Origin of the sequence: Homoserinimonas sedimenticola, assembly GCF_026094475.1 — a bacterium.
Lineage (GTDB): Bacteria > Actinomycetota > Actinomycetes > Actinomycetales > Microbacteriaceae > Homoserinimonas > Homoserinimonas sedimenticola.
This window is the reverse complement of sequence record NZ_JAPELL010000001.1, coordinates 316,849-338,801: the sequence shown is the minus strand read 5'-3', so window position 1 is coordinate 338,801 and position 21,953 is coordinate 316,849. Positions and strand designations below refer to the sequence as shown.

20 protein-coding genes are annotated in these 21,953 nt (G+C 69.2%); 6 read left to right on the top strand and 14 right to left on the bottom strand.

The features are described from left to right. Nucleotides 1-31: 31 nt before the first annotated feature. A complete protein-coding gene (locus OH146_RS01550) occupies nt 32-1,624 on the bottom strand; it encodes a bifunctional phosphatase PAP2/diacylglycerol kinase family protein (RefSeq protein ID WP_265156702.1) in 1,593 nt (530 codons plus the stop codon). Nucleotides 1,625-1,721: 97 nt separating this feature from the next. On the opposite strand from OH146_RS01550, the gene OH146_RS01545 reads away from it, so the two are divergent. Continuing rightward, nucleotides 1,722-3,164 carry an NCS2 family permease gene (locus tag OH146_RS01545; protein ID WP_265156700.1) on the top strand — a complete coding sequence of 481 codons (1,443 nt, stop codon included), beginning with the start codon at nt 1,722-1,724 and terminating at the stop codon, nt 3,162-3,164. A gap of 60 nt (nt 3,165-3,224) precedes the next feature. Here the strand turns inward: OH146_RS01545 and OH146_RS01540 are convergent, their stop codons facing one another. Together OH146_RS01540 and OH146_RS01535 are read right to left on the bottom strand one after the other, a co-directional pair. Next, on the bottom strand, nt 3,225-3,863 hold the full coding sequence (locus OH146_RS01540) for a YitT family protein (RefSeq protein WP_265156698.1): 639 nt from the start codon (nt 3,861-3,863) through the stop codon (nt 3,225-3,227). 52 nt (nt 3,864-3,915) lie between these two features. After that, nucleotides 3,916-4,164 carry a DUF1653 domain-containing protein gene (locus OH146_RS01535; protein ID WP_265156696.1) on the bottom strand — a complete coding sequence of 83 codons (249 nt, stop codon included), beginning with the start codon at nt 4,162-4,164 and terminating at the stop codon, nt 3,916-3,918. 93 nt (nt 4,165-4,257) lie between these two features. Between OH146_RS01535 and OH146_RS01530 the strand changes: the two genes are divergently transcribed. Then, complete coding sequence (locus tag OH146_RS01530; protein ID WP_265156694.1) at nt 4,258-5,151, top strand: Cof-type HAD-IIB family hydrolase; 894 nt, start codon at nt 4,258-4,260, stop codon at nt 5,149-5,151. 24 nt (nt 5,152-5,175) lie between these two features. On the opposite strand, the gene OH146_RS01525 is transcribed toward OH146_RS01530, so the two are convergent. Together OH146_RS01525 and OH146_RS01520 are read right to left on the bottom strand one after the other, a co-directional pair. Continuing rightward, nucleotides 5,176-5,460: a hypothetical protein gene (locus tag OH146_RS01525; protein ID WP_265156692.1), complete on the bottom strand. Its 285-nt coding sequence runs from the start codon at nt 5,458-5,460 to the stop codon at nt 5,176-5,178. A gap of 70 nt (nt 5,461-5,530) precedes the next feature. Then, complete coding sequence (locus OH146_RS01520) at nt 5,531-6,268, bottom strand: glycosyltransferase family 2 protein (protein WP_265156690.1); 738 nt, start codon at nt 6,266-6,268, stop codon at nt 5,531-5,533. Nucleotides 6,269-6,326: 58 nt separating this feature from the next. Here OH146_RS01520 and OH146_RS01515 point away from each other — a divergent pair, with 58 nt between their 5' ends. The 3 genes from OH146_RS01515 to OH146_RS01505 all read left to right on the top strand — a co-directional run bounded on the left by OH146_RS01515 (nt 6,327) and on the right by OH146_RS01505 (nt 10,321). After that, nucleotides 6,327-6,980 (top strand): LysR substrate-binding domain-containing protein, encoded by a 654-nt coding sequence (locus OH146_RS01515; protein ID WP_265156688.1) that lies wholly within the window; start codon nt 6,327-6,329, stop codon nt 6,978-6,980. Then, complete coding sequence (locus OH146_RS01510; RefSeq protein WP_265156686.1) at nt 6,977-7,816, top strand: endonuclease/exonuclease/phosphatase family protein; 840 nt, start codon at nt 6,977-6,979, stop codon at nt 7,814-7,816. The genes OH146_RS01515 and OH146_RS01510 overlap by 4 nt, the downstream gene beginning before the upstream one ends. Before the next feature lie 288 nt (nt 7,817-8,104). Beyond that, nucleotides 8,105-10,321, top strand: a complete 2,217-nt coding sequence (locus OH146_RS01505; protein WP_265156684.1) for a right-handed parallel beta-helix repeat-containing protein — start codon at nt 8,105-8,107, stop codon at nt 10,319-10,321. 9 nt (nt 10,322-10,330) lie between these two features. On the opposite strand, the gene hemL is transcribed toward OH146_RS01505, so the two are convergent. The 8 genes from hemL to hemE are packed head-to-tail and all read right to left on the bottom strand — an operon-like array spanning nt 10,331 to nt 18,667. Next, the gene (gene hemL, locus OH146_RS01500; RefSeq protein WP_265156682.1) at nt 10,331-11,644 is read right to left on the bottom strand and encodes a glutamate-1-semialdehyde 2,1-aminomutase; all 1,314 of its coding nucleotides are present in this window, start codon (nt 11,642-11,644) and stop codon (nt 10,331-10,333) included. Between the two features lie 26 nt (nt 11,645-11,670). Further along, complete coding sequence (gene hemB / locus OH146_RS01495; RefSeq protein WP_265156679.1) at nt 11,671-12,648, bottom strand: porphobilinogen synthase; 978 nt, start codon at nt 12,646-12,648, stop codon at nt 11,671-11,673. Then, nucleotides 12,645-13,388 carry a uroporphyrinogen-III synthase gene (locus OH146_RS01490; RefSeq protein WP_265156677.1) on the bottom strand — a complete coding sequence of 248 codons (744 nt, stop codon included), beginning with the start codon at nt 13,386-13,388 and terminating at the stop codon, nt 12,645-12,647. The genes hemB and OH146_RS01490 overlap by 4 nt, the downstream gene beginning before the upstream one ends. Before the next feature lie 7 nt (nt 13,389-13,395). After that, entirely contained in the window at nt 13,396-14,340 is a 945-nt protein-coding gene (gene hemC / locus OH146_RS01485; RefSeq protein WP_265156675.1) for a hydroxymethylbilane synthase, read from the bottom strand. Further along, nucleotides 14,337-15,482 (bottom strand): ferrochelatase, encoded by a 1,146-nt coding sequence (locus OH146_RS01480; RefSeq protein WP_265156673.1) that lies wholly within the window; start codon nt 15,480-15,482, stop codon nt 14,337-14,339. The genes hemC and OH146_RS01480 overlap by 4 nt, the downstream gene beginning before the upstream one ends. Continuing rightward, nucleotides 15,479-16,177, bottom strand: coding sequence for a hydrogen peroxide-dependent heme synthase (hemQ, locus tag OH146_RS01475; protein ID WP_265156671.1), 699 nt, complete (start codon nt 16,175-16,177; stop codon nt 15,479-15,481). The genes OH146_RS01480 and hemQ overlap by 4 nt, the downstream gene beginning before the upstream one ends. Beyond that, the gene (locus OH146_RS01470; RefSeq protein WP_265156669.1) at nt 16,174-17,583 is read right to left on the bottom strand and encodes a protoporphyrinogen/coproporphyrinogen oxidase; all 1,410 of its coding nucleotides are present in this window, start codon (nt 17,581-17,583) and stop codon (nt 16,174-16,176) included. The genes hemQ and OH146_RS01470 overlap by 4 nt, the downstream gene beginning before the upstream one ends. 10 nt (nt 17,584-17,593) lie before the next feature. Then, entirely contained in the window at nt 17,594-18,667 is a 1,074-nt protein-coding gene (hemE, locus tag OH146_RS01465) for a uroporphyrinogen decarboxylase (RefSeq protein WP_265156667.1), read from the bottom strand. A gap of 38 nt (nt 18,668-18,705) precedes the next feature. On the opposite strand from hemE, the gene OH146_RS01460 reads away from it, so the two are divergent. Next, nucleotides 18,706-19,983 carry a glutamyl-tRNA reductase gene (locus tag OH146_RS01460; protein ID WP_265156664.1) on the top strand — a complete coding sequence of 426 codons (1,278 nt, stop codon included), beginning with the start codon at nt 18,706-18,708 and terminating at the stop codon, nt 19,981-19,983. Between the two features lie 62 nt (nt 19,984-20,045). Here the strand turns inward: OH146_RS01460 and OH146_RS01455 are convergent, their stop codons facing one another. Then, nucleotides 20,046-21,860: a DEAD/DEAH box helicase gene (locus OH146_RS01455; protein ID WP_265156661.1), complete on the bottom strand. Its 1,815-nt coding sequence runs from the start codon at nt 21,858-21,860 to the stop codon at nt 20,046-20,048. Between the last annotated feature and the right edge of the window lie 93 nt (nt 21,861-21,953).

Here is a 21,953-nt window from a genome sequence, read left to right as displayed (position 1 = left end):
CCCGGCGTCACCCTGACAACGACACGCCCGCCTACTGCTCCAGAGCCGGTCCGAGGCTATAGACGTTTAGCCCGCGGGGCACGGCCTTGACAGAGGCGGTGTAGCCGCGCGGAGAATTCCGGGCGGAACCGACGATCACCTCGCCGTCGTGGGCGAACACGGGCGCTCCGTCGTCACTGCGGACGACCTCGACCCGCACCTCGCGGGCCGTGAACGACTCGATCGTCGCCAGGCGCGAGTGCAGCGGCATCCGATCGAGGAGAGCGGAGGCACGCTGCCCGAACGCCAACGCCACGAGACCGCGGATGCGCGGGAACCGACCGAACGCGTGCAGCACCCGAACGTCCAGCACACCGTCGTCGAGCTGACGCCGCTGCAGCGGCACCATCGACGCGGATGAATTCTCACCCGCCGCGACCGCAACCGACCAGACGCGGGCGCGGCGGCCATCAACGAGCACATCGATCGTGGGTGCACGGGCCAGGACTCGCACCCCCGCGATGAGGGCTGCAACGGGCTTGCCGAGACGCTTCTCCATCGTCTCCCGCTCCGCAACGAAGTCGGGGTACACGCCCACGGATGCCGCATTCAGCACCGTCATCGCGCCGCCGTCGTCGACCCTCAGCTCCGCGACATCCACCCGCAGGCCCCTGCCCGCCTGCAACGCCGCGATTCCGTCCTCGATCGTGGGAACCCCCGCCGTCCGGGCGAAATGGTTGAAGGTGCCGCCCGGCAACACCAGCAGGGGCAGCCCGACACTGCGTGCGACGTCCGCCGTCGCCGACACCGTGCCGTCGCCGCCGCACACCCCGACGACCCGAGGCGGATGCTCCGAGCCCATCGCTTCGCGCACCAGCTGAGCGATGTCGTCACCCTCCTGAAGGGCGTGGATGCGGGCCGCTGGCAGGGCCTCCCTAAGAAGGGTCTGCGGGTCGGGCCTGCGCGGGTCGATTCCCGAGTGGGGGTTCACGAAGATGAGGGCGCCCGCGCCGTCGGGAAGCGCCGGCAGCGCCGCGGGCGGCCCCGAATGGGTCAGCTCGACGTGGGGAGGCGCGGGAAGCAGCATCCGGCCGGCCACTGCCACCCCCGCACCGAGGGCGGCACCACCCACTACGTCGGAGAGCCAGTGCGCCCCGGTGTGCAGCCGAGAGTAGGCGACTGTGGCGGCGAGAGGCGCGACGAGAGCGCCCGCGCGCGTCGACTCGAGCGCCACCCCCGTGGCGAACGCGGCCGCCGACGCGGAATGACCAGAGGGGAAGGAGGCCGAGGTGGGGTGCTTTCGCAGGCGGCGCGGCACCGGAACATCCTTGAGCAGGGGACGGTCACCGCCGAAGACCCGCTTGCCGACGAGGTTCGCGAGGGCGCTCCCCACGATGAGGGAACCCACCCCTCGCACCGCCGCTCGCCGCCGCGCTCCCCCGCTCAGATACAGCACGACGGCGATCGCCACCCAGAGGCGACTGCGGTCCGCCGCGTGCGAGAGCCGCGTGAGGCTCCGATCCAACTCGGGAAGATGCGTGTGCCCGTTGACCGCGCGAGAGACGCGCGAATCGATTCGGCGCACCCACCGCGGCATGACCCGGGCACGACGCCAGGAGATGAACGGATGCGCGAGGCGGAGCATGTTCGCAGGGTAGACCGACCTTGCCTCCGCGTTCAGGGGGGGGACAGCCCGGCCTGCCGGTGACACACCGGATGGCACTGGTGGCTAGAGTGTTTCGGTGACCACGCAGAGCTCCCCCACCCGCGGCCGCCTCGACTCCTTCTTCCACATCTCCGAACGCGGTTCCACAGTCGGTCGAGAGGTTCGGGGTGGCCTCGTCACCTTCATGACGATGGCCTACATCGTCATCCTCAACCCCCTCATCCTCGGCGGGACCCCGGATGTCACGGGTGACGCCCTCGACGGAGCCCAGCTCGCCGCCGTCACCGGCCTCACGGCGGGCGTCATGACGATCCTCTTCGGGCTCGTCGCGAACCTGCCCTTCGGTCTCGCCGCAGGTCTTGGCATCAACTCCTTCCTCGCCGTCAGCGTCGTGGGCCAGGTGACGTGGGCGGAGGCGATGGGCCTCGTCGTCATCAACGGGCTCATCATCGTGCTGCTCTCCGCCACCCGGTTGCGCGAGCTCATCTTCCGCGCCGTCCCCGCGCAGCTCAAGACCGCAATCACGGTCGGCATCGGCCTCTTCATCGCTTTCATCGGTCTTGTCGATGCGGGTTTCGTGCGCTCGAGCGGGGCCGCCTCTCCCCCCGTGCAGTTGGGCGAGGGCGGATCCGTCACGACCCTCCCCACGGTCATCTTCGTGCTCGCGCTCCTCATCATGGGTGTGCTCATGGCGCGGCGCGTCAAGGGGGCGCTGCTCATCGGCATCCTCGTCTCGACCGTCATCGCGATCATCGCCGAAGCCGTCTTCCGCGTCGGCCCCTCCTTCACGGAGGACGGCCCCAACCCGGCAGGCTGGAACCTCAACGTGCCCACGCTGCCCGACGCGATCGTCGCGGTGCCCGACTTCGGCCTGCTCGGCGCCTTCAACTTCGGGGCATTCGAGCGCATCGGATGGCTCGCCGCCATCATGCTCGTCTTCACCCTTGTCTTCACGAACTTCTTCGACGCCGTCGGCACCCTCACGGGCCTTACCAAGGAGGCCGGCCTCCAGGACGAGAAGGGCGACTTCCCCCGCCTCAAGTCGTCACTCATCGTGGAGGGCGTCGGTGCTGTCGCGGGCGGCGCCACCTCGTCGTCCTCCAACACGATCTTCATCGACTCCGCTGCGGGGGTTGGCGAGGGCGCCCGCACCGGCCTCGCCAACATCGTGACGGGCGTGCTCTTCCTGCTCGCAATGTTCTTCACCCCCCTCACGCAGGTCGTGCCACTCGAGGTGGCGGGGGCTGCCCTCGTCGTCGTCGGCGTGCTCATGGTGTCGCAGATCCGCTTCGTCGACTGGACCGAATTCTCGGTGGGGCTCCCCGTGTTCCTCACAATCGTCGTCATGCCGCTCACCTACTCGATCGCGAACGGCATCGGCGTCGGCTTCATCAGCTGGGTCATCGTGCGCTCTCTTGCGGGCCGGGTCAAGGACATCTCCCCGCTGCTGTGGATCGTCGCCGCCGGCTTCCTCATCTACTTCGCGCGCGGGCCGATCGAGACGCTCATCGGAGGCTGACCTGCCTGGGCCAGGAGCCTTGACAACCTCGCTCGCCCCTGCCGCGGTCACCTCGAATTCTCAGCCGAAGTAGCGGCCCGGCCGGTGGTTCATCGCGAGGATGACGTTGAGCACGACGACGCCGGCGACGGAGGCGAGGACGGTCGCGACATCCGTCACCAGGAGTGCGGCGAGCACGATGATCGAGTCGAACGCGAGTTGCACAAGACCGGCGCTCCACTTCAGTCGGTCCTGCAGGAAGAGGGCGAGGATCCCGAGGCCGCCCGCGCTCGCGCGATGACGGAACAGCACGAGCATTCCCATGCCCAAGAGCACACCGGCCAACAGGCACGCGTAGAGCGGCGCTATGCGCTCAATCTCGAAGAAGAGCGGATGCACCTCCGCGAAGGCCGACACCAGCACGACCACGACCACGGTCTTCAGGGTGAACTGCCAGCCCATCCGCAACAGGGAGAGCGCGTAGAAGGGGATGTTGACGATGAAGAAGGCGACGCCGAAGGGCCACCCGCTCGAATAGCTGACGAGGAAGGCGACGCCCGCGAGGCCGCCTGAGACAGCCCCGACCGCCTCGAGGAACACGACCCCGAAGGAGAGCAGCAACGAGCCGACGACGAGCGCGATCGCGTCCTCCGTCGGGCGGTGCGGCGCGATGGAGAGACCCGTGCCCTCGGCAACGCCCGGGGAAGAATCCTGCGGCATCAGGAGAATCTATCGCAGCAGTCACTGACGTGACGCCACGGCAAGAAGACGGCTACAGCTCCGTCATTCGTTCGAAACGCGGCACCTCACTGCCGTCGACCGTCACGGTCTCAAAGAACATCTCGCGCGGGCGGACCCACAGCTCGCCCGAGGACGCCCGGTAGACGACAAGTTCCTCTTGCGTCTCACTGTGCCGCGCCACATCGACGAGCTCGTACACGCCGCCCTTGTAGTGCCGGTACTTTCCGCGGAGGTGAGCCGCCGCATCCGGAACCATGCCCGAAGGATCAATCCCGCTCATGCTTCTTCCCGTCTTGCCGTCATCGCAGCCACGTTACCCCCGCGTCAGTCGACTGGGCAGGGCGGCGTGGCGGCGCGATGGGAGAATTGGAGGATGCGCACACAGAGTTCACCAGCAGACGTTTCGCGGCCCCCGCTCGGCCTCCTGCTCGACGTCGACGGCCCGATCGCGAGCCCCGAGACCCGCAGCATCGCGATCCCCTCCCTCGTTGAGGACCTGGTGGCGCTCACCGCAGCAGGAGTTCCGGTCGGCTTCGTCACGGGCAGATCCGAGAGCTTCATGGTCGAGGAGGTCGCGGCTCCACTCCTCGCCCACGGTCTCGCCCCGAATGCGCGCGTCTACAGCGTCTGCGAGAAGGGCGGCGTGTGGTTCCAGATCACGGCGGAGGGCACCGGCGAGGCGCGGGTCGCCCACGAGGTCGCGGTGCCGGGGCCTGTCACTGATGCGGTGCGGGAGCTCGCGGCATCCGAATTCTCCGACACCATGTTCTTCGACGAGACGAAGCAGGCGATGATCTCACTCGAGCAGCGCACCGACGTGGCGAACCGGGACTACCTTGCGGCCCAGGCGCGCTTCAACGACGCCGCCTTCGAGCTCTTCGCGGCACACGGCCTGGGGGTGCGGCTGGGCGAACGCGAAGCGACGGATGCTCGTGGCGAGGTGCACTTCCGCATCGACCCAACCATCATCTCGACCGACATCGAGTCGATCACGCTCGACAAGGCGCTCGGAGCCGAGCGTTGCCTCGCACACTTCGCGAAGTCAGGCGAACTGCCGAGGCGCTGGTATTCGGTCGGCGACTCACGGGGCGACTACCGCATGGCGGACCATCTGCACGAGGCGGGCTACGACGCAGCCCACGTGGACGTACGACCGAGCGACGGGATGCTTGAGCGCCCCTACCCGATCATCACGATCGAGGGGGCGATCAACGACGCCGCGGGCGCCGAGTTCCTGGCGCGCTGCCGCCGTGAACTGCTCAGCTGAGCCGAGCCAGGGATAATCGGGCGCCTAGTGCGCGCCCGTATCGCGCGGCATGTTCACGTCGCCGGGGGCAACATTGACGTCGCCCTGATCGTCCTGGCCGCCTGTGCCGGGAAGAACATCCACATCGCTCTCGTCGATATCGGGGTCGTCGAGCGCGGGGCTCTCCCCGATCTGGGAGCGCTGCAGCTCCTGCACGTCCCGCTCGCTCCGGGGGCTGTCGACCACATCGCGCTCGATCTCGGTCGACTCATTCTCGTTCTTGATGTCGTCGTGCTTGCGCTCGGGCGCTCCGCCCTGCTGCTCGCTCATGCTGACCTCCTCGTGCAGTCGTGACTCTCCTCAGGCAAGCACCGTCGAGAGCCACGAGCATCCGGGCTCCTCACAGTTTCGCGCGTGCCCGGCGGCGGGCCGCGCGCCGCTGCAGGAGCCGACCGCGGACGGTGCCCTCGAGCAGGGTGTTGCAGCCCCAGAGCATCCGTTTGCCGATGCTTGTCGGCGAAGCGAAGGGGCGTGCCGAGATCGACACGCGGAGCTCGGCGTCATAGGCGACCTGAACCTCCCGCGGCAGACGGATGCTGATGTACAGGTCGTCGTGCACGGCGCGAGCCGACACATCCAGCCGCGGGCGCACCGCCTCCCACGCCTGGCGTTGCATCGCCATGTTCGAGCCGAAGAGCGGGGGTTGGCCGAGCACGAACGCCATAGCGCGGAAGTAGCCGCCTAAGTAGACGCGTCGACCGAACCAGCGCACGAACGCCGACGCTCCGCGGAACTCCCCCGGCCCCGCGACGGCCGCGGGTGTGGGCAGGGAGCCCAGGTGGGCGACGACCGTCTCGAGCCAATCGGGAGCGGGAATGGAGTCGGCATCGAGGCGGGCGAGGATGTCCCCGTGGGCGGCATCGAACCCCGCGGCCGTGGCCCGCAGGATGCCCCGCACGTCCTCCTGCACCACGCGGGCGCCGAAGCGGCGGGCGACCTCAGCTGTCGCATCCGTGCTCGCGTTGTCGACGACCACGATCTCGTCGGCGAGGCGCGTCTGCCGTGCAAGGGCGGCGAGGCAGTCGCTGAGAAGCTCGGCGTCGTTCCACGAGGGGATCACAACCGAGACCGAGGGCATGCCGTGAATTGTAGGACGCGGCGCCCGACCGCAGCGGCGAGGCACATAGGCTGAGGGGATGGATGAGCGTCCCGAGCCGTTCCGCGTGGGAATCGTGCCCGGCGTGACCATCACACGGTGGACGCGGGCGTGGGAGGAGCGTCGGCCGGGGCATCCGCTGAAGGTTGTGCCTCTCGCGGAGGAGGAGCAGCGGGCTGCCCTCGACGATGGCCTGGCCGACGTCTGCTTCGTGCGTCTCCCTGTCGACCGCGAGGGGCTCGACGTCATCCGCCTCTACGCGGAGGCTCCCGTCGTCGTGGTCTCCCGGGAGCATCTCCTCTCCCTCGCCGACGAGGTGACGCTGTCGGATCTGGAGGGTGAGGTCGTGCGGCACGAGCCGCCGGCCGACGCCGTGGAGATCGTCGCGGCAGGTGCAGGGGTCATGCGGGTTCCGCACTCGATCGCCCGACTCCACTCCCGCAAAGACGTGGTGGCGGTGCCGTTGACGGATGCTGCGGAGACCGAGATCGCCCTCGCGTGGCCCCATGCGGCCACGAGTGACGACATCGAGTACTTCGTGGGGATCGTGCGCGGGCGCACGGCCACGAGTTCACGGGGTGCGGAAGGGACGTCCTCTCCGAAGGAGCAGAAGCGGAAGCAGAAGTCCGGCGCCGCCAAGAAGACGGCGACAGGCAGGGCTCGCGCCAGCGGGGCGGGGCGGAGGCGGCGATGACCTCTGCAACGAAGCTCGGGCAGAACGATGCGCCCCTCGTCGGTCCGCAGGGCGACGACCTTCACCTCATGAGCTACAACATCCGTCGCATCATCCGCGGCACCCGCCACGGGAGCCCCGACTTCTGGCCGCGACGCCGGGGACTGGTCGAACGCCTGTTGCGGGCCGAATCGCCCACGGTCCTTGGCGTGCAGGAGGCCCTGCATTCACAGGCGGACGACCTGAGCGCCATGCTCGGCCCCCACATGCATCGCATCGGGCGCGGCCGAAGCGCGTCAGGCACGGGAGAGGGATGCCCTGTCTTCTACGATTCCCGCCGACTCGAGCTCGTGCGCTGGCGGCAGCTCGCGCTCTCCCCCACCCCCTCCTCGCCAGGCTCTCGCGGCTGGGGCAACCTCGTGCCACGCATCGCTGTCGCAGCCGAATTCGCCCGCCGGGATACCGGCCAGCGCTTCGGCCTCCTCAACGCCCACCTCGACCACCTCTCTCGGCGCTCACGCATCCGCTCGACGGAGATGATCGCTTCGCTCGCACAGCGGGCCGAGCATCCGGTGATCGTCATGGGTGACTTCAACACGACGCCGCGCTCCGCTCCCTACCGTGCGCTGCGCTCCGCCGGCCTTCGCGACACGTGGGTCGTGGCCTCCGAGCGTCGCGGTCGTGCGCGCGGCACCTATTCGGGCTTCGGCGCGCCGCAGGCCGACGGGCGCCGGATCGACTGGATGTTCGTGTCGGCCGGCCTCGAGGTCGTCACCGCCGCAATCAACACGACACGCTTCGAGGGGCGCGCCGCCTCCGATCATGAGCCGATCCAGGCCGTGCTCCGCTTCTCCTGATCCCAAGCACTAGGTGCCGCAGAGTCTTGCGCCCCCTTGGGGTCACAGACGTACCGGTCTGTGCCCCCAGTTGTGGTCTGAAACGGTCACTCCGTAGCGACACACGTCGACTGCGGTGCTTCAATTGAAGTGCGCCCGGATGCCACGGGGGAACGCTGGCGGCGGGCGCACCCACCCCTCGACCAACGCCACTTCGGCGTGCCTTCGGCATGCCCGGACGCGCTCCCGCCACACATCATGCGAATCATTTCACTCAGAACAGTTGTTTCCGCCGCCGCGGCAGGCCTCGTGGCCGCCGCCCTTTCCCTTGGCGCCGTCGCCGCTCCGGCGAACGCCGCCACGGTCGCTACCTCGCCCGCCGCACAGGAGCTCACCGTCTCCCCCGCCGGAAGCGGGAACCAGTGCACGACCGCGGCGCCCTGCACGCTAGCGTCGGCCCTCACCGTCGCAACCCCAGGCGCCGCCATCACGGCGCTCCCGGGCGAATACGGCGCACAGATCCTCCGCGGCATGCGGGGTGGCACGGCCGAGCAGCCCATCACGGTGACCGCGAGCGATGGGGCGACCTTCCAGCGGCTCGAAACCCACGTCCCCCACGTGACCTGGGTGGCCCCGCACATCACCGTCGTGCTCTACGTGCACCCCACCGCGGTCGGCACGGTCGTCGAGCGAGCACACCTCGAGGGCGCCGGCTCCTTCGTCCGCTCGACGGACGTCGTCATCCGCGACTCCCTCTTCGAGAACGGCACGGCGATCGACGGCATCCAGATCAAGGATTCGCGTCGCGTCACCTTCTCGGGTAACACCGTGCGCAACTACTCGCTCATCCCGGGCAACAACGTCCACGTGGACTGCGTTCAGGTCTTCGACAGTCACGACGTCACGATCGAGCGCAACTCGCTGCGCGACTGCAGCAACTCGGCCATCATCCTCTCGAACGGTAACGGCTACGGCAGCAGCAACATCCACATCCTCTCGAACTTCATCCAAGGCTGCACCGTCGTGACGACGGTCTGCGTGGGCGGCTCGTCGATCGACACCCGCGAGCCTGTATTCGTTGGCACCGTCATCCGCAACAACACGATCGCGACAGGGCCCGCCCGGATCGGTGCAACGCCCGGCCTCATCTTCGATCGCAACATCGTCGAGTACTTCTTCGGATGCGACGCGCCCATGACCAACACGATCGTGGTGGCTTCCCGCTACGCCTCCTGCCTCCCCCAGCTCGGGGTCGACGGCAACCGCTCGGGCTCCGTGACCTTCGTGGACGCGGCGAGCGGCGACCTGCGCCTCATGTCGGCGGGGGACGCGCAGCTCTCGCCCATCGATTCGGGAATGGCCATCGACTCCCGAATGGCGCTGATCGATATCGACGGCCAGCCCGTCAAGGACAGCATCGCCGGTGCACACAGCCCCATCACGATCGCACTCAGCGTCAGCGTCAAGGGCACCGGGACGGCCTGCACGAGCCTCGAGCCGTGCAGCCTCTCCACCGCCCTCGGCCAGGCTGAGCCCGGAAGCGCCCTCGAACTTGCTTCGGGCGACTACGGACGCGTCAGCGTGAGCGGCGCCGGGGGCAGCGCCGCCGAGCCCATCGTCGTACAGCCCGCGAACGGCGCCGTGGTGCGCTTCGCCAAGCTGACGACTGCGATCCCCCACGTCCACTGGCACTCGCTCTCCTTCACGGCGGGCGTGGCAACCAGTGCGGGGGCGACCGGGACGATCCTCGATGGCGTGAGCCTCTCGGGCGCGGGTGCCTACATCCTCGCCTCGGATGTCGTAATCCGCGACTCGGCGTTCACCGGGGGCAGCGGTGACGGGATCCACGTGCGCTCCGCCGATCGCGTGACGATCGAGAACACGAGCGTCACCGGGTTCGGTGGCGACTGCGTGCAGATCATCGGCGGTACGGGCCACTCGATCCGTGACAACGCCCTGCAGGACTGCGCCGCCGCCGCCGTGATCGTGGGCGGCAACGCTGACAACGTCCTGGTTGCCGGCAACATCGTGGCGGGCAAGGTCGGCGTCGCGCTCGACGTCCGTGACGCTACGGGAGTCACGGTCCGCGACAACCAGCTCCTCTCGGGCTCGACCCGGTTCGGCGACGGCGCCGCGGTCGACGCCAACACGATCGCCTACCTGGGCGAGTGTGACGCCAAGCTGAGCAACTCCGTCGTCCTTGCATGGAACGCCGGCCTGTGCGCACTGCCGCTCGCGCTCGGACGCCTGGGCAACAGCACGCCCCAGGTTCTCGTCGCGCGCGAGGAGGGTACGACGGCGGCTCCCGTTGACGCGCCCGAGGTGGCGGAGGTCACCGAGTTCCCGGAGGTCACCGAGATCACCGAGCCCCTCGAAGCGGCCGCTGCCATTGAAGGGCAGGATGCAACCACCACCTCGGACCCGGCCGTCGAGGTCGCGCCCGTCGACGAAACCGGCACAGCCGCTGAGGCGACGACCGGGGTCGAGATCGACGGAGCCAACCTCGACGTAGCTGAGGAGGAGTAGGCCGAGATCCTAGGACGCGTCGGCGGCCGCGGCAGCACGCGCGGCCGCCGGAAGCGCGTTCAGAATCCGCTCGACCGCCGACTCATCGTGCGCCGCCGTCACGAACCACGCCTCGAAGACTGAAGGCGGCAGCGACACACCCTGCTCCAACATGGCGTGGAAGAATGGCCCGTAGCGGTACGCCTCCTGCTCCTTCACCTCGGCGTAGTTGCGCGGGGCGACCTCAGTGAAGGCGAAGGAGAAGAGGTTTCCGGCCCGCTGCACGACGTGAGCGACACCCTCCGCTGACAGGGCCGCGGAGACCGCGTCGGCAAGCGTGTCGGCGGTGCGGTCGAGATGCTCATACACCGCGGCATCCGCTGCTGTCAGCGTCGCGATGCCGGCCGCGACGGCGAGCGGGTTCCCACTGAGGGTACCTGCCTGGTAGACCGGGCCGGCGGGCGCGAGGTGGTCCATGATGGAGGCCGGCCCGCCCACCGCAGCGAGCGGCATGCCGCCGCCGATGACCTTGCCGAAGGTCACGAGGTCGGGGGTGTACGGATGCTCGCTGCCGCGCCCCTCGAGGCCCCACCAGCCGGCCTCCGACACGCGGAAGCCCGTGAGCACCTCGTCGAGGATCACGAGGGCACCATGCTCGTGCGCGATACGGACGACCTCGGCGTTGAAGCCTGGGGCAGGCGGCACGACACCCATATTGGCGGGCGCGGCCTCCGTGATGACCGCCGCAATGCTCGAACCGTGCTCCTCAAAGACGAGGCGCAGCGCCTCGGGATCGTTGTAGGGCACGACGAGGGTCTGCGCCGCGATGGGGGCCGGCACCCCTGCGGAGCCCGGCAGGGCGAGTGTCGCAATGCCCGAACCGCCCTCCGCGAGGAGCCCATCCGAGTGCCCGTGGTAGTGACCCGCGAACTTCACCAGGAGGTCGCGGCCCGACACTCCGCGGGCAAGACGAATGGCCGTCATGGTCGCTTCCGTGCCCGTAGAGACCAGGCGGAGCTTCTCGACGGCGGGCGACATCCGGTCGATGACGAGCTGCGCGAGCTCCGTCTCGCCCGGCGTCGACGCGCCGAAGGAGAGGCCCCGAGCGGCGGCGCTCTGAACCGCCTCGACCGTCGCGGGGTGTGCATGGCCGAGCAGGGCGGGGCCCCAGGAGGCGACCAGGTCGACGTATTCGCGACCCTCGACATCCGTCACCATCGCGCCGCTCGCCGAGACAAGGAAGCGCGGAGTCCCGCCCACCGACCCGAAGGCCCGGACCGGCGAGTTGACCCCGCCCGGGATCAGCGCGCGGGCGCGGTCGAACGATGCGGTGTTGGTGGCCATTGCGGTTCCTTCGGCGTCGATGATGATCAGCGGATGCTGCGGGCCAGCTCGAGAGCCCAGTAGGTGAGCACGGTGTCGGCGCCCGCGCGGAGGATACTGACGACGGACTCCTCGATCGCGCGCTCGCGATCGATCCAACCCTGGGCTGCGGCCGCCTCGATCATGGCGTACTCCCCCGACACCTGATAAGCCCAGACGGGGATGGGGCTCGCGGTGGCGACATCCGCAAGCACGTCGAGATAGCTCAGGGCAGGCTTGACCATGACGACATCGGCACCTTCGGCCACGTCCAGGAGCGCCTCGCGCAGACCCTCGCGTCGGTTCGCCGGGTTCTGCTGGTAGGTCTTGCGATCACCCTGCAGGCTCGAATCGACCGCGTCTCGGAACGGGCCATAGAAAGCGGAGGCATACTTGGCGCTGTAGGCGAGAACAGCTGTATCCGTGAAGCCGCGCCCGTCGAGGGCCTCACGCACGGCGGCGACCTGACCGTCCATCATCCCGCTGAGTCCCAACAGCTGCGAACCGCTCTCGGCCTGAGCGATCGCCATCTCCCGGTACCGCTCGAGCGTCGCATCATTGTCGACGCGACCACTCGCGTCGAGCACGCCGCAATGGCCGTGATCGGTGAACTCGTCGAGACAGAGGTCCGTCTGCACGACGAGAGCATCCCCCGCCTCACGCGCTGCGATGCGCGTCGCGACATTGAGGATGCCGTCCTCCTCCGTGGCACCGCAGCCCACAGCGTCCTTCGTCTCGGGCACGCCGAAGAGCATGACACCGCCGATGCCGGCCGCCGCAGCATCCGCGATCACCGACCGAAGACTCTCAAGGCTGTGCTGCTGGACACCCGGCATGGATGCGATCTCCACCGGCTCTGAGATGCCCTCCCGCACGAACACGGGCAAGACGAGCTGTGCGGGGTGGATGCGCGTCTCCGCGACGAGACGGCGGAACGCCTCCGTCGTACGAAGGCGGCGAGGACGGATGCCGGGTCCCGAAGTCATGGATTCAATTCTACGAGAGCCTCGATGAGAGCCTCTCGGTCGTTGCGTCGCGCCACCGCCGCGACGCTCAGCCCTGCAGTGGCAGCAGCGCTTGCGGTCGGAACGCCGAGGCACACGACGAGAGTCGACTCCGGGAGCGGAGCGCACTGCGCCGCGAGTTCCCGGGCCATGCTCCCCGAGGTCAACAGCACCGCGTCGATGGCACCCTCGCTGACCCGCCGACGCACTTCCTCGTCCATCAGGACGCCGCGCGTCGTGTAGGCGGCGACGGCCACCACCTCGCACCCCAATGCGCCCAGTCCGCGCTCGAGCGTGTCGGCCGCGATCTCGGACTGCGGTAGCAGCACACGCCCGCCGTCGCCGGGCCACTCGCGCAGCAGACCCGTCGCAGACTGCTCCTCCCGCGGCACAAAATCAACCCGGCAACCGTGTGCCCTCAGCGCCGTGGCGGTCGCGTCCCCCACCGCGGCGACACGTGTCGAATCGGGAATGTGGACGAGGCTGTCGCCGAGCACGTCGACCGTCGTGGCGCTCGTCACGACGAGCCAGTCGTAGCACGCCTGCGCGAGACCCTCACGTGCGCGCGCGAGGGGCGCGGAATCGGACGGTGGGGCGAATGCGATGAGGGGCGCGACAGTGGGCTTCGCCCCCAGCATCCTGAGCTGTGCCGCAAGCCACTCACCCAGCTCACCGCCCCGCGGAACGAGGACGCGGCGACCGGCGAGGGGCGTGGCGACCACGAGATCCTCAGCGCAGGGGCGCGAGATCGGCGGCGCCGCGCTTGAGCAGCTCGTCAGCCGCACGACTGCCGAGTTCGACGGCGAGAGCCTCACGCTCGGCAGGCGAGCCCTCCAGCACGAGGCCGTGCGAGGCGGTTAGCGACTGGCTCCCGTCGATGCTGTAGACGGTCGCGGTGAGCAGCAGCAGTTCGCTGTCGACGATCGCGCTCGCGCCGACGGGGGCAGCGCACCCCGCCTCCAGCCGAGCGAGTACGGCGCGCTCCGCAGCCGACGTCTGCCGGCTGGGGCCGTGGTCGAGGGTCGAGAGCACGCGATCCAGCTCCGGGTCGGACGTCGCTCGCCCCTCGATCGCGAGGGCTCCCTGCCCTGGGGCGGACGGGTGCTCGTCGAGCTCGAAGAACTCGCTCACGACCTCAAGACGATCGAGGCGACCGAGTCCCGCCGCCGCAAGGACGATGGCGTCCAATTCGCCCGAGTCCACAAAGCCGATGCGGGTGTCGATATTGCCGCGGATGTCACGGACGTCGAGGTCGGGGCGGCGAGCCCGGAGCTGCGCCACGCGTCGCGGTGAGCCCGTTCCGACGGCGGCCCCCTCCGGGAGTGCCTCGAGGGTGAGCCCATCGCGGGCAATGAAGGCATCACGGGCATCCGCTCGCTTCGGAACAGCGCCGATGCGCAGGCCGGGCGCTGCCGCCGTCGGCAGGTCCTTGAGGGAGTGCACGACGAGGTCGCACTCCTCGGCGAGCAGCGACTCTCGCAGGGCACTTGCGAAGACTCCCGTGCCGCCGAGGCTCGACAGCGACGCACGAGAGGTGTCACCCTCGGTCGTGACGCGCACGATCTCCACCTCGCGCCCCGACACCTTGCGCACGCGATCGGCGACCTGGCCGGTCTGGGCGAGCGCAAGGGCGCTGCCCCGCGTTCCGATTCGAATGGCCCCCGTGGCGCTCACGGTGCAATCCCCGCCAGGGCCGGCTTGAAGCCGAGCCGCACATTCTCACAGCAGCCGGGACGGCACACGTCGTACCAGGGCCCGAGCGATGTCACGGCAGGCCGCTCCGCCACGGGAGTTCCGTCGCGCCGCTCGAGCACAAGGTCGACGAGACCCGACACGAAGGCCCGATGCACGCCGGGCGTCGGGACGCGGATGGCGGCGACACCGTGCTCCTCGGAGGTCTGCATCGCCTCCGTGTCGAGGTCCCACTTGACCTCCATGTGGTCGCTCACAAAGCCGAGCGGCACGATGACGACGGCACGGATGCCCTCCCCCGCGAGCTTCTCGATCTCGTCGTTGATATCGGGCTCGAGCCAGGGCTGGCTGGGCGGGCCGCTGCGGGACTGATACACGAGAGTCCAGTCGACCTCACGCTTCGCCATGATCGCCTCAGCCACCGCGAGGTGCTGTGCCGCATAGGCTCCGCCCTCACCGAAGCCGCGCTCGCGCGGCCCGCTTCTCTCGGCATCCGCCGTGGGGATGGAATGCGTCGAGAAGAGCACGTGCGTTTCGGCGGTGCTGAATCCGCGCGAGGCGAAGTCCACAAGAGCCTGCTCCACACCCTCCTCGAAGGGCTCGACGAAGCCGGGGTGATCGAAGAACTGCCGCACCTTGTCGATCGTGACAATGCCCTCCAGCCCCGTCTCCTCGAGCGCTCGGGCGAAGTCCTCGCGGTATTGACGGCAGCTCGAATAAGAGCTGTAGGCGCTCGTGCCGATCGCGATGATCGTGCGGTGCCCGTCATCATGAGCCTGCTGCAGCGCCTCGGTGACGAAGGGTGTCCAGTTGCGGTTGCCCCAGTAGACGGGCAGGTCGACGCCGCGGCGCGCGAGCTCCGCCTCGATCGCCGCCTTGAGCTCACGGTTCTGGTCGTTGATCGGGCTCACGCCGCCGAAGGCGCGGTAGTGATGCGCGACCTCCTCGAGACGCTCGTCTGGGATACCGCGTCCGCGCGTCACATTGCGCAGGAAGGGGATGACGTCGTCCTGCCCCTCGGGCCCGCCGAAGGACGCGAGCAGGATGGCGTCGTAAGCGACGGGCTCGGTGACGTGCTCGGGACCGGAGGCCGCGGGCTCGCTTGCCCCGGGGACGCGGCTCACGCGAGCACGTCCGCGAGTTCGCTCACATCCACGCGGCGCCCCGTATAGAACGGGACCTCCTCGCGAACGTGCATGCGGGCATCCGTTGCACGGAGGTGACGCATGAGGTCGACGAGTTCGAGCAGGTCGTCGGCCTCAAGGGCGAGGATCCACTCGTAGTCGCCGAGGGCGAAGGATGCCACGGTGTTGGCGAGCACGCGGGGGAACTGTGCACCCATCCGGCCGTGGTTGCCGAGCATCGCGCGACGCTCGGCCGGGTCGAGCAAGTACCACTCGTAGCTGCGGACGAAGGGGTAGACCGTGAGCCACTCGGCCGGCTCCTTGCCGCGCATGAAGGCGGGGATATGTTGGGCGCTGAACTCGGCGTCGCGATGCACCCCCATGGTGTTCCAGGTCGGCAGCAGCGGGCGAAGGATGCTCGTGCGCCGCAGGTCGCGCAGGGCGGCCTGCACGCGTTCGGGGGACGTGCCGTGGAGCCAGACCATGACGTCGGAATCCGCCCGGATGGAGGAGACATCGTAGAAGCCCCGGACGGTCACACCCGAGTCCTCCACGCGAGCGGCGGCCGCCGCGAGTTCCGCCGTATCCCCCGTGCTGGCAGAGGACGCAGGGTCCCTTCGCAGCACCGCCCACAGGGTGTACTCGGTATCGCCGGAGGCGGGGGTGACGATGGCTTCGGGAGGGGTCGAGGTCATTGTTCAATCATCCCCTCGTCGCGCCGAGAATTGAAATCCTGCACGAGCCGCCTGGCGGCATTCTGCGCCTGCGCCACGACCGCAGCCAGTCCTGTCCCTGCGGCCGTCTCCCCCACTCTCGTGATCCCATCCTCGGGAAGCTCAGGCGCCTTCGTTCCGGCGACCCAGGTGACGCGCGCAAAGTCGAGAACATCCGGGTCAGAAAGGGACACACCGAGAAGGTGTGACGCGTCGCGCAGCGCCAGCAACCGGAGCTCCTCGTCGGACGCCCCTTCGACTCGCGCACCGTCATAGGAGAGCCGCAGCACGTGCCGATGGGGGCCCGCCTGCTCCGCGAGCCAGGCCCACTTCGCCGTCGCATGCGTCAGAGCCTTCGCCGTCGCCCGGGAATCTGCCCCGCCGACAAGCACGCCCGAGCCGCGCGGCGCCGCATCGAGTTGCGCCGAGCGGACAACGAGTATCGCGAGCACGATAGGCGGCTGTGCCGCGTCGGGCTCTGCTGTTTGAGGCTGCGGCGCCGCGAGCACGACGGCGCGGGCCGAGAGGCGGGTGCCGTCCGCGAGGGCGACGCCCGCAGCATCCACCGCCGTCACGGGGCTGTCGAGCCTCACGTCGACGCCGAAACGTGCGAGGGCGGCCTCTAGCGTCGTGACGAGCCTCGAAACGCCGCCACGGATGCCGGCGACGGCCGATCCCGCCGGTGCGGCCGCGCGCATTGCCCGCACCGCGGCCGCGAGCGACTCCTCGGCCTTCAGGCCTGCGCGCAGCCCGGGGGCGATGACGTCGACATCGAGGGAGTCCGGATGCCGCGAATGAACGCCCATCGTCACGGGCGCGACGAGGCGCTCGACGACGCGCGAGCCCATCCGCCGGCGCACGAGACTCCCGAGGGTGCGTTCCTTCGCGCCGACGAATCCCGGCAGAAGCGCATCGAGCTGCGCCCGAAGAGCACCGCCGAGGCCGACGATCGCGATGACGTCAGCCGCGAGGGGCACCGAGGGAATGCCGAGCATCCCAGCGACAGGCAGAGGGGCCGCCGTTGCGTCGTCCACCTGCAGCCAGGCGCCCGAACTCTGCGGCAGTTCGACGTCGTCGCCGAGCCCCAGCCGCTCCGCCAGATCGGCGACCGTGCCCCGTCGTGTCGCAAAGCTCTCGGCCCCGGCGTCGACCGTGAGCCCATTGGCCGTGTGCGGCATGAGCTTGCCCCCCAGCCGAGATGACGCTTCCAGCAGAATGACGGAGCATCCGCCGAGCACGAGCTCGCGGGCCGCGACAAGCCCCGCGATGCCGCCTCCGACGACGATGCAGTCGGCATCCGGTGCCGCGTCGCCGTCGCGCTCTGCCGTCGCTTCTGGTTCCGAGGCTTCCGCCTTGCGACCTTCGGGCTCTGGTACGTCGGCCCTCATCTCGCCCGCGTCACTCTCCCGTGCCGCTTGTGGATGTGTGCACGAAGTCGACGAGTCGCGTCAGCACGTCCGGGTCGGTCTCGGGCGGCACTCCGTGCCCCAGATTCACGACGTGGGCGGGCGCTTCACCGCCGCGAGTGATGACGTCGCGGACGTGTGCCTCGAGCACGGGCCACGGGGCCGAGAGCAGGGCCGGGTCGATGTTGCCCTGCAGCGGAGTTCCCCCGCCAAGCCGCCGGTTCGCCTCATCGAGCGGGATCCGGTGGTCGACCCCGACGACGTCGGCGCCGACATCGCGCATGGCGGCCAAGAGCTCGCCCGTGCCGACGCCAAAGTGCACGCGGGGCACCGGGAGGTCCCGCACGTGGTCGAGGGCCCGTTCCGAATGCGGGGCAACCCGCTCCCGGTAGTCGGTGAGCGACAGGGAGCCGGCCCAGGAGTCGAAGAGCTGTGCGGCGCTCGCGCCCGCCAACACCTGAGCGCGTAGGAACACGCCCGTCACATCCGCCGTCCACGCAAGCAGTCGATCCCACACCTCGGGCTCGGAATGCATGAGCGCGCGCGTTCGTAGTTGCTCGCGAGAGGGCCCACCCTCCACGAGATACGAAGCGAGCGTGAAAGGTGCGCCCGCGAAGCCGATGAGCGGCGTCTCCCCGAGCTCCGCGACCGTCATCGCGACGGCCTCCTCGATGGGCGCCAAGGCGGCAGGGTCGAGCTCAGGGAGAGCCGCGACATCCGCAGCCGTGCGCACGGGGGCATCCATGACCGGCCCTCGACCCGCCACAATCTCGACCCCGATACCGGCCAGCTTCAGGGGGATGACGATGTCGCTGAAGAAGATGGCGGCGTCGACTCGATGGCGCCGCACCGGCTGCAGAGTGATCTCGCTCGCCATGGCAGGCGTGAGGCACGAGTCGAGCATCGCGACGCCCTCGCGCAGCGCGCGATACTCGGGAAGCGAGCGCCCCGCCTGGCGCATGAACCAGACGGGCAGCGGCGCCGTGCGTTCGCCGCGGTAGCTACGGATGAGGGAGGAGTCGGCCGTGCGGCCCGATACGAGGGGGTGCTGTTCAGGTAGCGTCACGCGTCAAGTCTGTCACTAACGGCAGGTACCATTGATGGGTGCTCGTCTGTCTCTCCGCCAACCACAACAGTGCGAGCTTCGACGTACTCGAACGCCTCGCGGCAGGCGGCACCGATATCGGCCCGCGCTTCGTGCGCGACAACGACTTCGTGCAGGGTGCCGTCGTGCTCGCCACCTGCAACCGCTTCGAGGCGTATCTCGACATCGACGAGGACCGCCTCGACGACCGGGAGCTGGCCGCGCGTCGCATCCTCGGCGCACTCTCCGATTCGACGGGCATCGAGGAGGGCACGCTTCGCTCCGCCGTTGAAGCGCTCGGCGGCGAGGATGTCGTGCATCACCTCTTCGCGGTCTCGGCCGGCCTCAAGTCCGTCGTCGTGGGCGAGGACGAGATCGCAGGCCAGGTGCGTCGCTCCCTCGATTCGGCACGCTCCCACGGCACATCCACCTCCAACCTGGAGCGGCTCTTCCAGAAAGCCTCGACGGCATCACGCGGCGTCAAGACGCGTACCGCGATCGGTCACGCGGGGCGCTCGGTCGTGCGGCTCGCCCTGCAGCTCGCCTCCAGCCGCATCTCTGATTGGAGCGCAACCCCCGTGCTGCTGATCGGTACGGGCGCCTACGCCGCCACGACCGTCGCGGCACTGCGCGACCGAGGCGTGCGCGACATCACGGTCTACTCCCCCTCGGGGCGTGCGGCGCGTTTCGCGACCCGCCTGGGGCTCGTCGCGAGCACCGACCTCGTCCAAGCACTGGCGACGGCGCACGTCGTCATCACCTGCACGAGTCGCCCCGAGCCTGTCGTCACGCCCGAGGTCATGACCCCGGGGCTCAGGCGCCTTGTCGTCGACCTCGGGCTGCCCCGCAACGTCGACCCTGCCGTCGCCGGAATCGATGGCATCGAACTGCTCGACCTCGAGACGATCCGGCTGCACGCTCCCCTCGAAGAGCTCAACGCCACCAGCGACGCCCATGAGATTGTGTTGGATGCCGCAGCCGAGTTTCACGCTCGCGAGGCGGAACGCCGGGCTGCTCCCGCCATCGCGGCGATGCGTCGTCGCGCCTTCGAGGTGCTCGAGGCTGAGATCGAGCGCTCAAAGCGCCGCGGCACCTGGAGCGAGCAGTCCGAAGCCGACATGCGCCACCTCGTTGGGGTGCTCCTCCACTCGCCCTCGGAGCGCGCCCGCCACGCCGCCCGCGACGGCGACGCCGACCTGGTGTTCAGTGCGGTCGAAACGCTCTTCGGCAACGTCGATGCACTCGACCGTGAACGGGCAACTGCGGCGGATGCCGCATCCCGCGAGCTTCCCGCCTGAGCGGCGCCCGCGCATCCTCATCGAGCCGTCGCCCCTGGCACTCGCCGTGCCGTCATGCCGCGCTATGGGTTGTAGTGCATGGCACCGCGCCGCAGGATGTCGATGCGCGCCTGCAGCTGACTGACACTCGCCTGCGGCACGGCGGGCCCTCCCGCCATGCGTCTGAGCTCCGCGTGGATGTGCGCGTGCGGTTCGCCCGTGCGCTTCGCTCGCATCCCCACGAGGCTATTCAGCAGTCGCCGCTGCTCCTTGAGGGTGCGATGAAGCGGCTGGGCCTCCTGCACCTCCCCCTCGAAGGCCTCGGCAACGCGCCTACGCCCCTCGGCGCGCCGCGATTGCTTCGCCTGCCGGGACTGGAGGAGCTCCCGCACCTGCTCGGGCTCCAGCAGGCCGGGCAGCCCCAAAAAGTCGAGCTCCTCGAGGCTCCCAACCTCCGCCTGGAAGCCGAACTCGCCCCCGTCATAGAGCACGCGGTCGAACTGGGCGTCCGAACCGAGGGCCTTGAAGTCGAAGAGATCCGCGTCAGCCGACGCTCGCTCGCTCCGGTTCGCCTCCTCGAGGGCTTCGTCATCGAGAACGATCTCTTCCAGACCATCCTCGTTCACCTCACGATCGAGCGCATGGTCGCGTTCGAGCTCCATCGTCTGGGCGAGAGCCATGAGCGCGGGCACGTTCGGCAGGAAGATCGAGGCGGTCTCTCCGCGACGACGAGTGCGCACGAAGCGTCCGATGGCCTGGGCGAAGAAGAGCGGAGTCGACGCGGATGTCGCGTAGACACCCACCCCGAGGCGGGGCACGTCGACGCCCTCCGACACCATCCGCACCGCGACCATCCATCGGGAGGTGCCCGCCGAGAACTCGGCGATCCGATCGCTCGCGGCCTTCTCGTCGGAGAGTACGACCGTCGCCTCCTCGCCCGTGATCTGCTTCAGGATCTCCGCGTAGGCCCGCGCGGCGTAGTGGTCGGTCGCGATGACGAGACCGCCCGCATCCGGAACGCCGTGACGCACCTCAGTGAGGCGGGTGTTTGCGGCTCGCAACACGGAGGGGATCCACTCCCCCTCGGGGTCAAGAGCCGTGCGCCAGGCCTGCGCCGTGACATCCTTCGTGTCGCCCTCGCCTAGGCGCGCCTCCATCTCGTCCCCCGTGCGGGTGCGCCAGCGCATGCGGCCGGCGTAGGAAAGGAAGATGACGGGGCGCACGACGCCGTCGGCGAGGGCGCGGCCGTAGCCGTAGCTGTAGTCGGCACGCGACGTACGGATGCCCTGCTCGTCGGGGTGGTAGCTGACGAAGGGGATCGGTGCAGTATCGGAGCGGAACGGCGTGCCGGTCAGCGACAGCCGCCGCACGGCGGGCTCGAAGGCCTCGCGGATTGCATCACCCCAGCTGAGCGCGTCGCCGCCGTGGTGCACCTCGTCGAGAATCACGAGCGACCGGCCGCTCTCGGTCATCGAGCGGTGCAATGAGGACCTCGTCGCGACCTGCGCGTAGGTCACGGCGACGCCGTGGAAATGCCTACCGTGCCGCCCGTCAGCGTTCTTGAAACCGGGATCGAGGCGGATGCCGACACGGTGCGCCGCCTCGGCCCACTGGGTCTTGAGATGCTCGGTGGGCGCGACGACCGTGATGCGGTTGATGACCCCGCTTGCGAGCAACTCCGTCGCGATCCGGAGGGCGAAGGTTGTCTTGCCTGCGCCGGGCGTTGCTGCGGCGAGGAAGTCCCGCGGCTGTCGCTCCAAGTAAGCATCGAGAGCCTCCTGCTGCCAGGCACGCAGCTTGCCCGCCGTGCCGCGAGCCGCGCGCTCAGGAAACGCGGGTGGCAGGTGCTCCGCCGCGAAGGTACCGACAGGGCGGCCGAAATTCGCAGAGGTGTTCACTGGAGACAATGGTAGCTGGCGCGACCGACATTGGGCTTCGCCGTTGTCTCTCTCCACCAGACCTTGCGCGATCTGCTCGCATCGTTTGGTGAG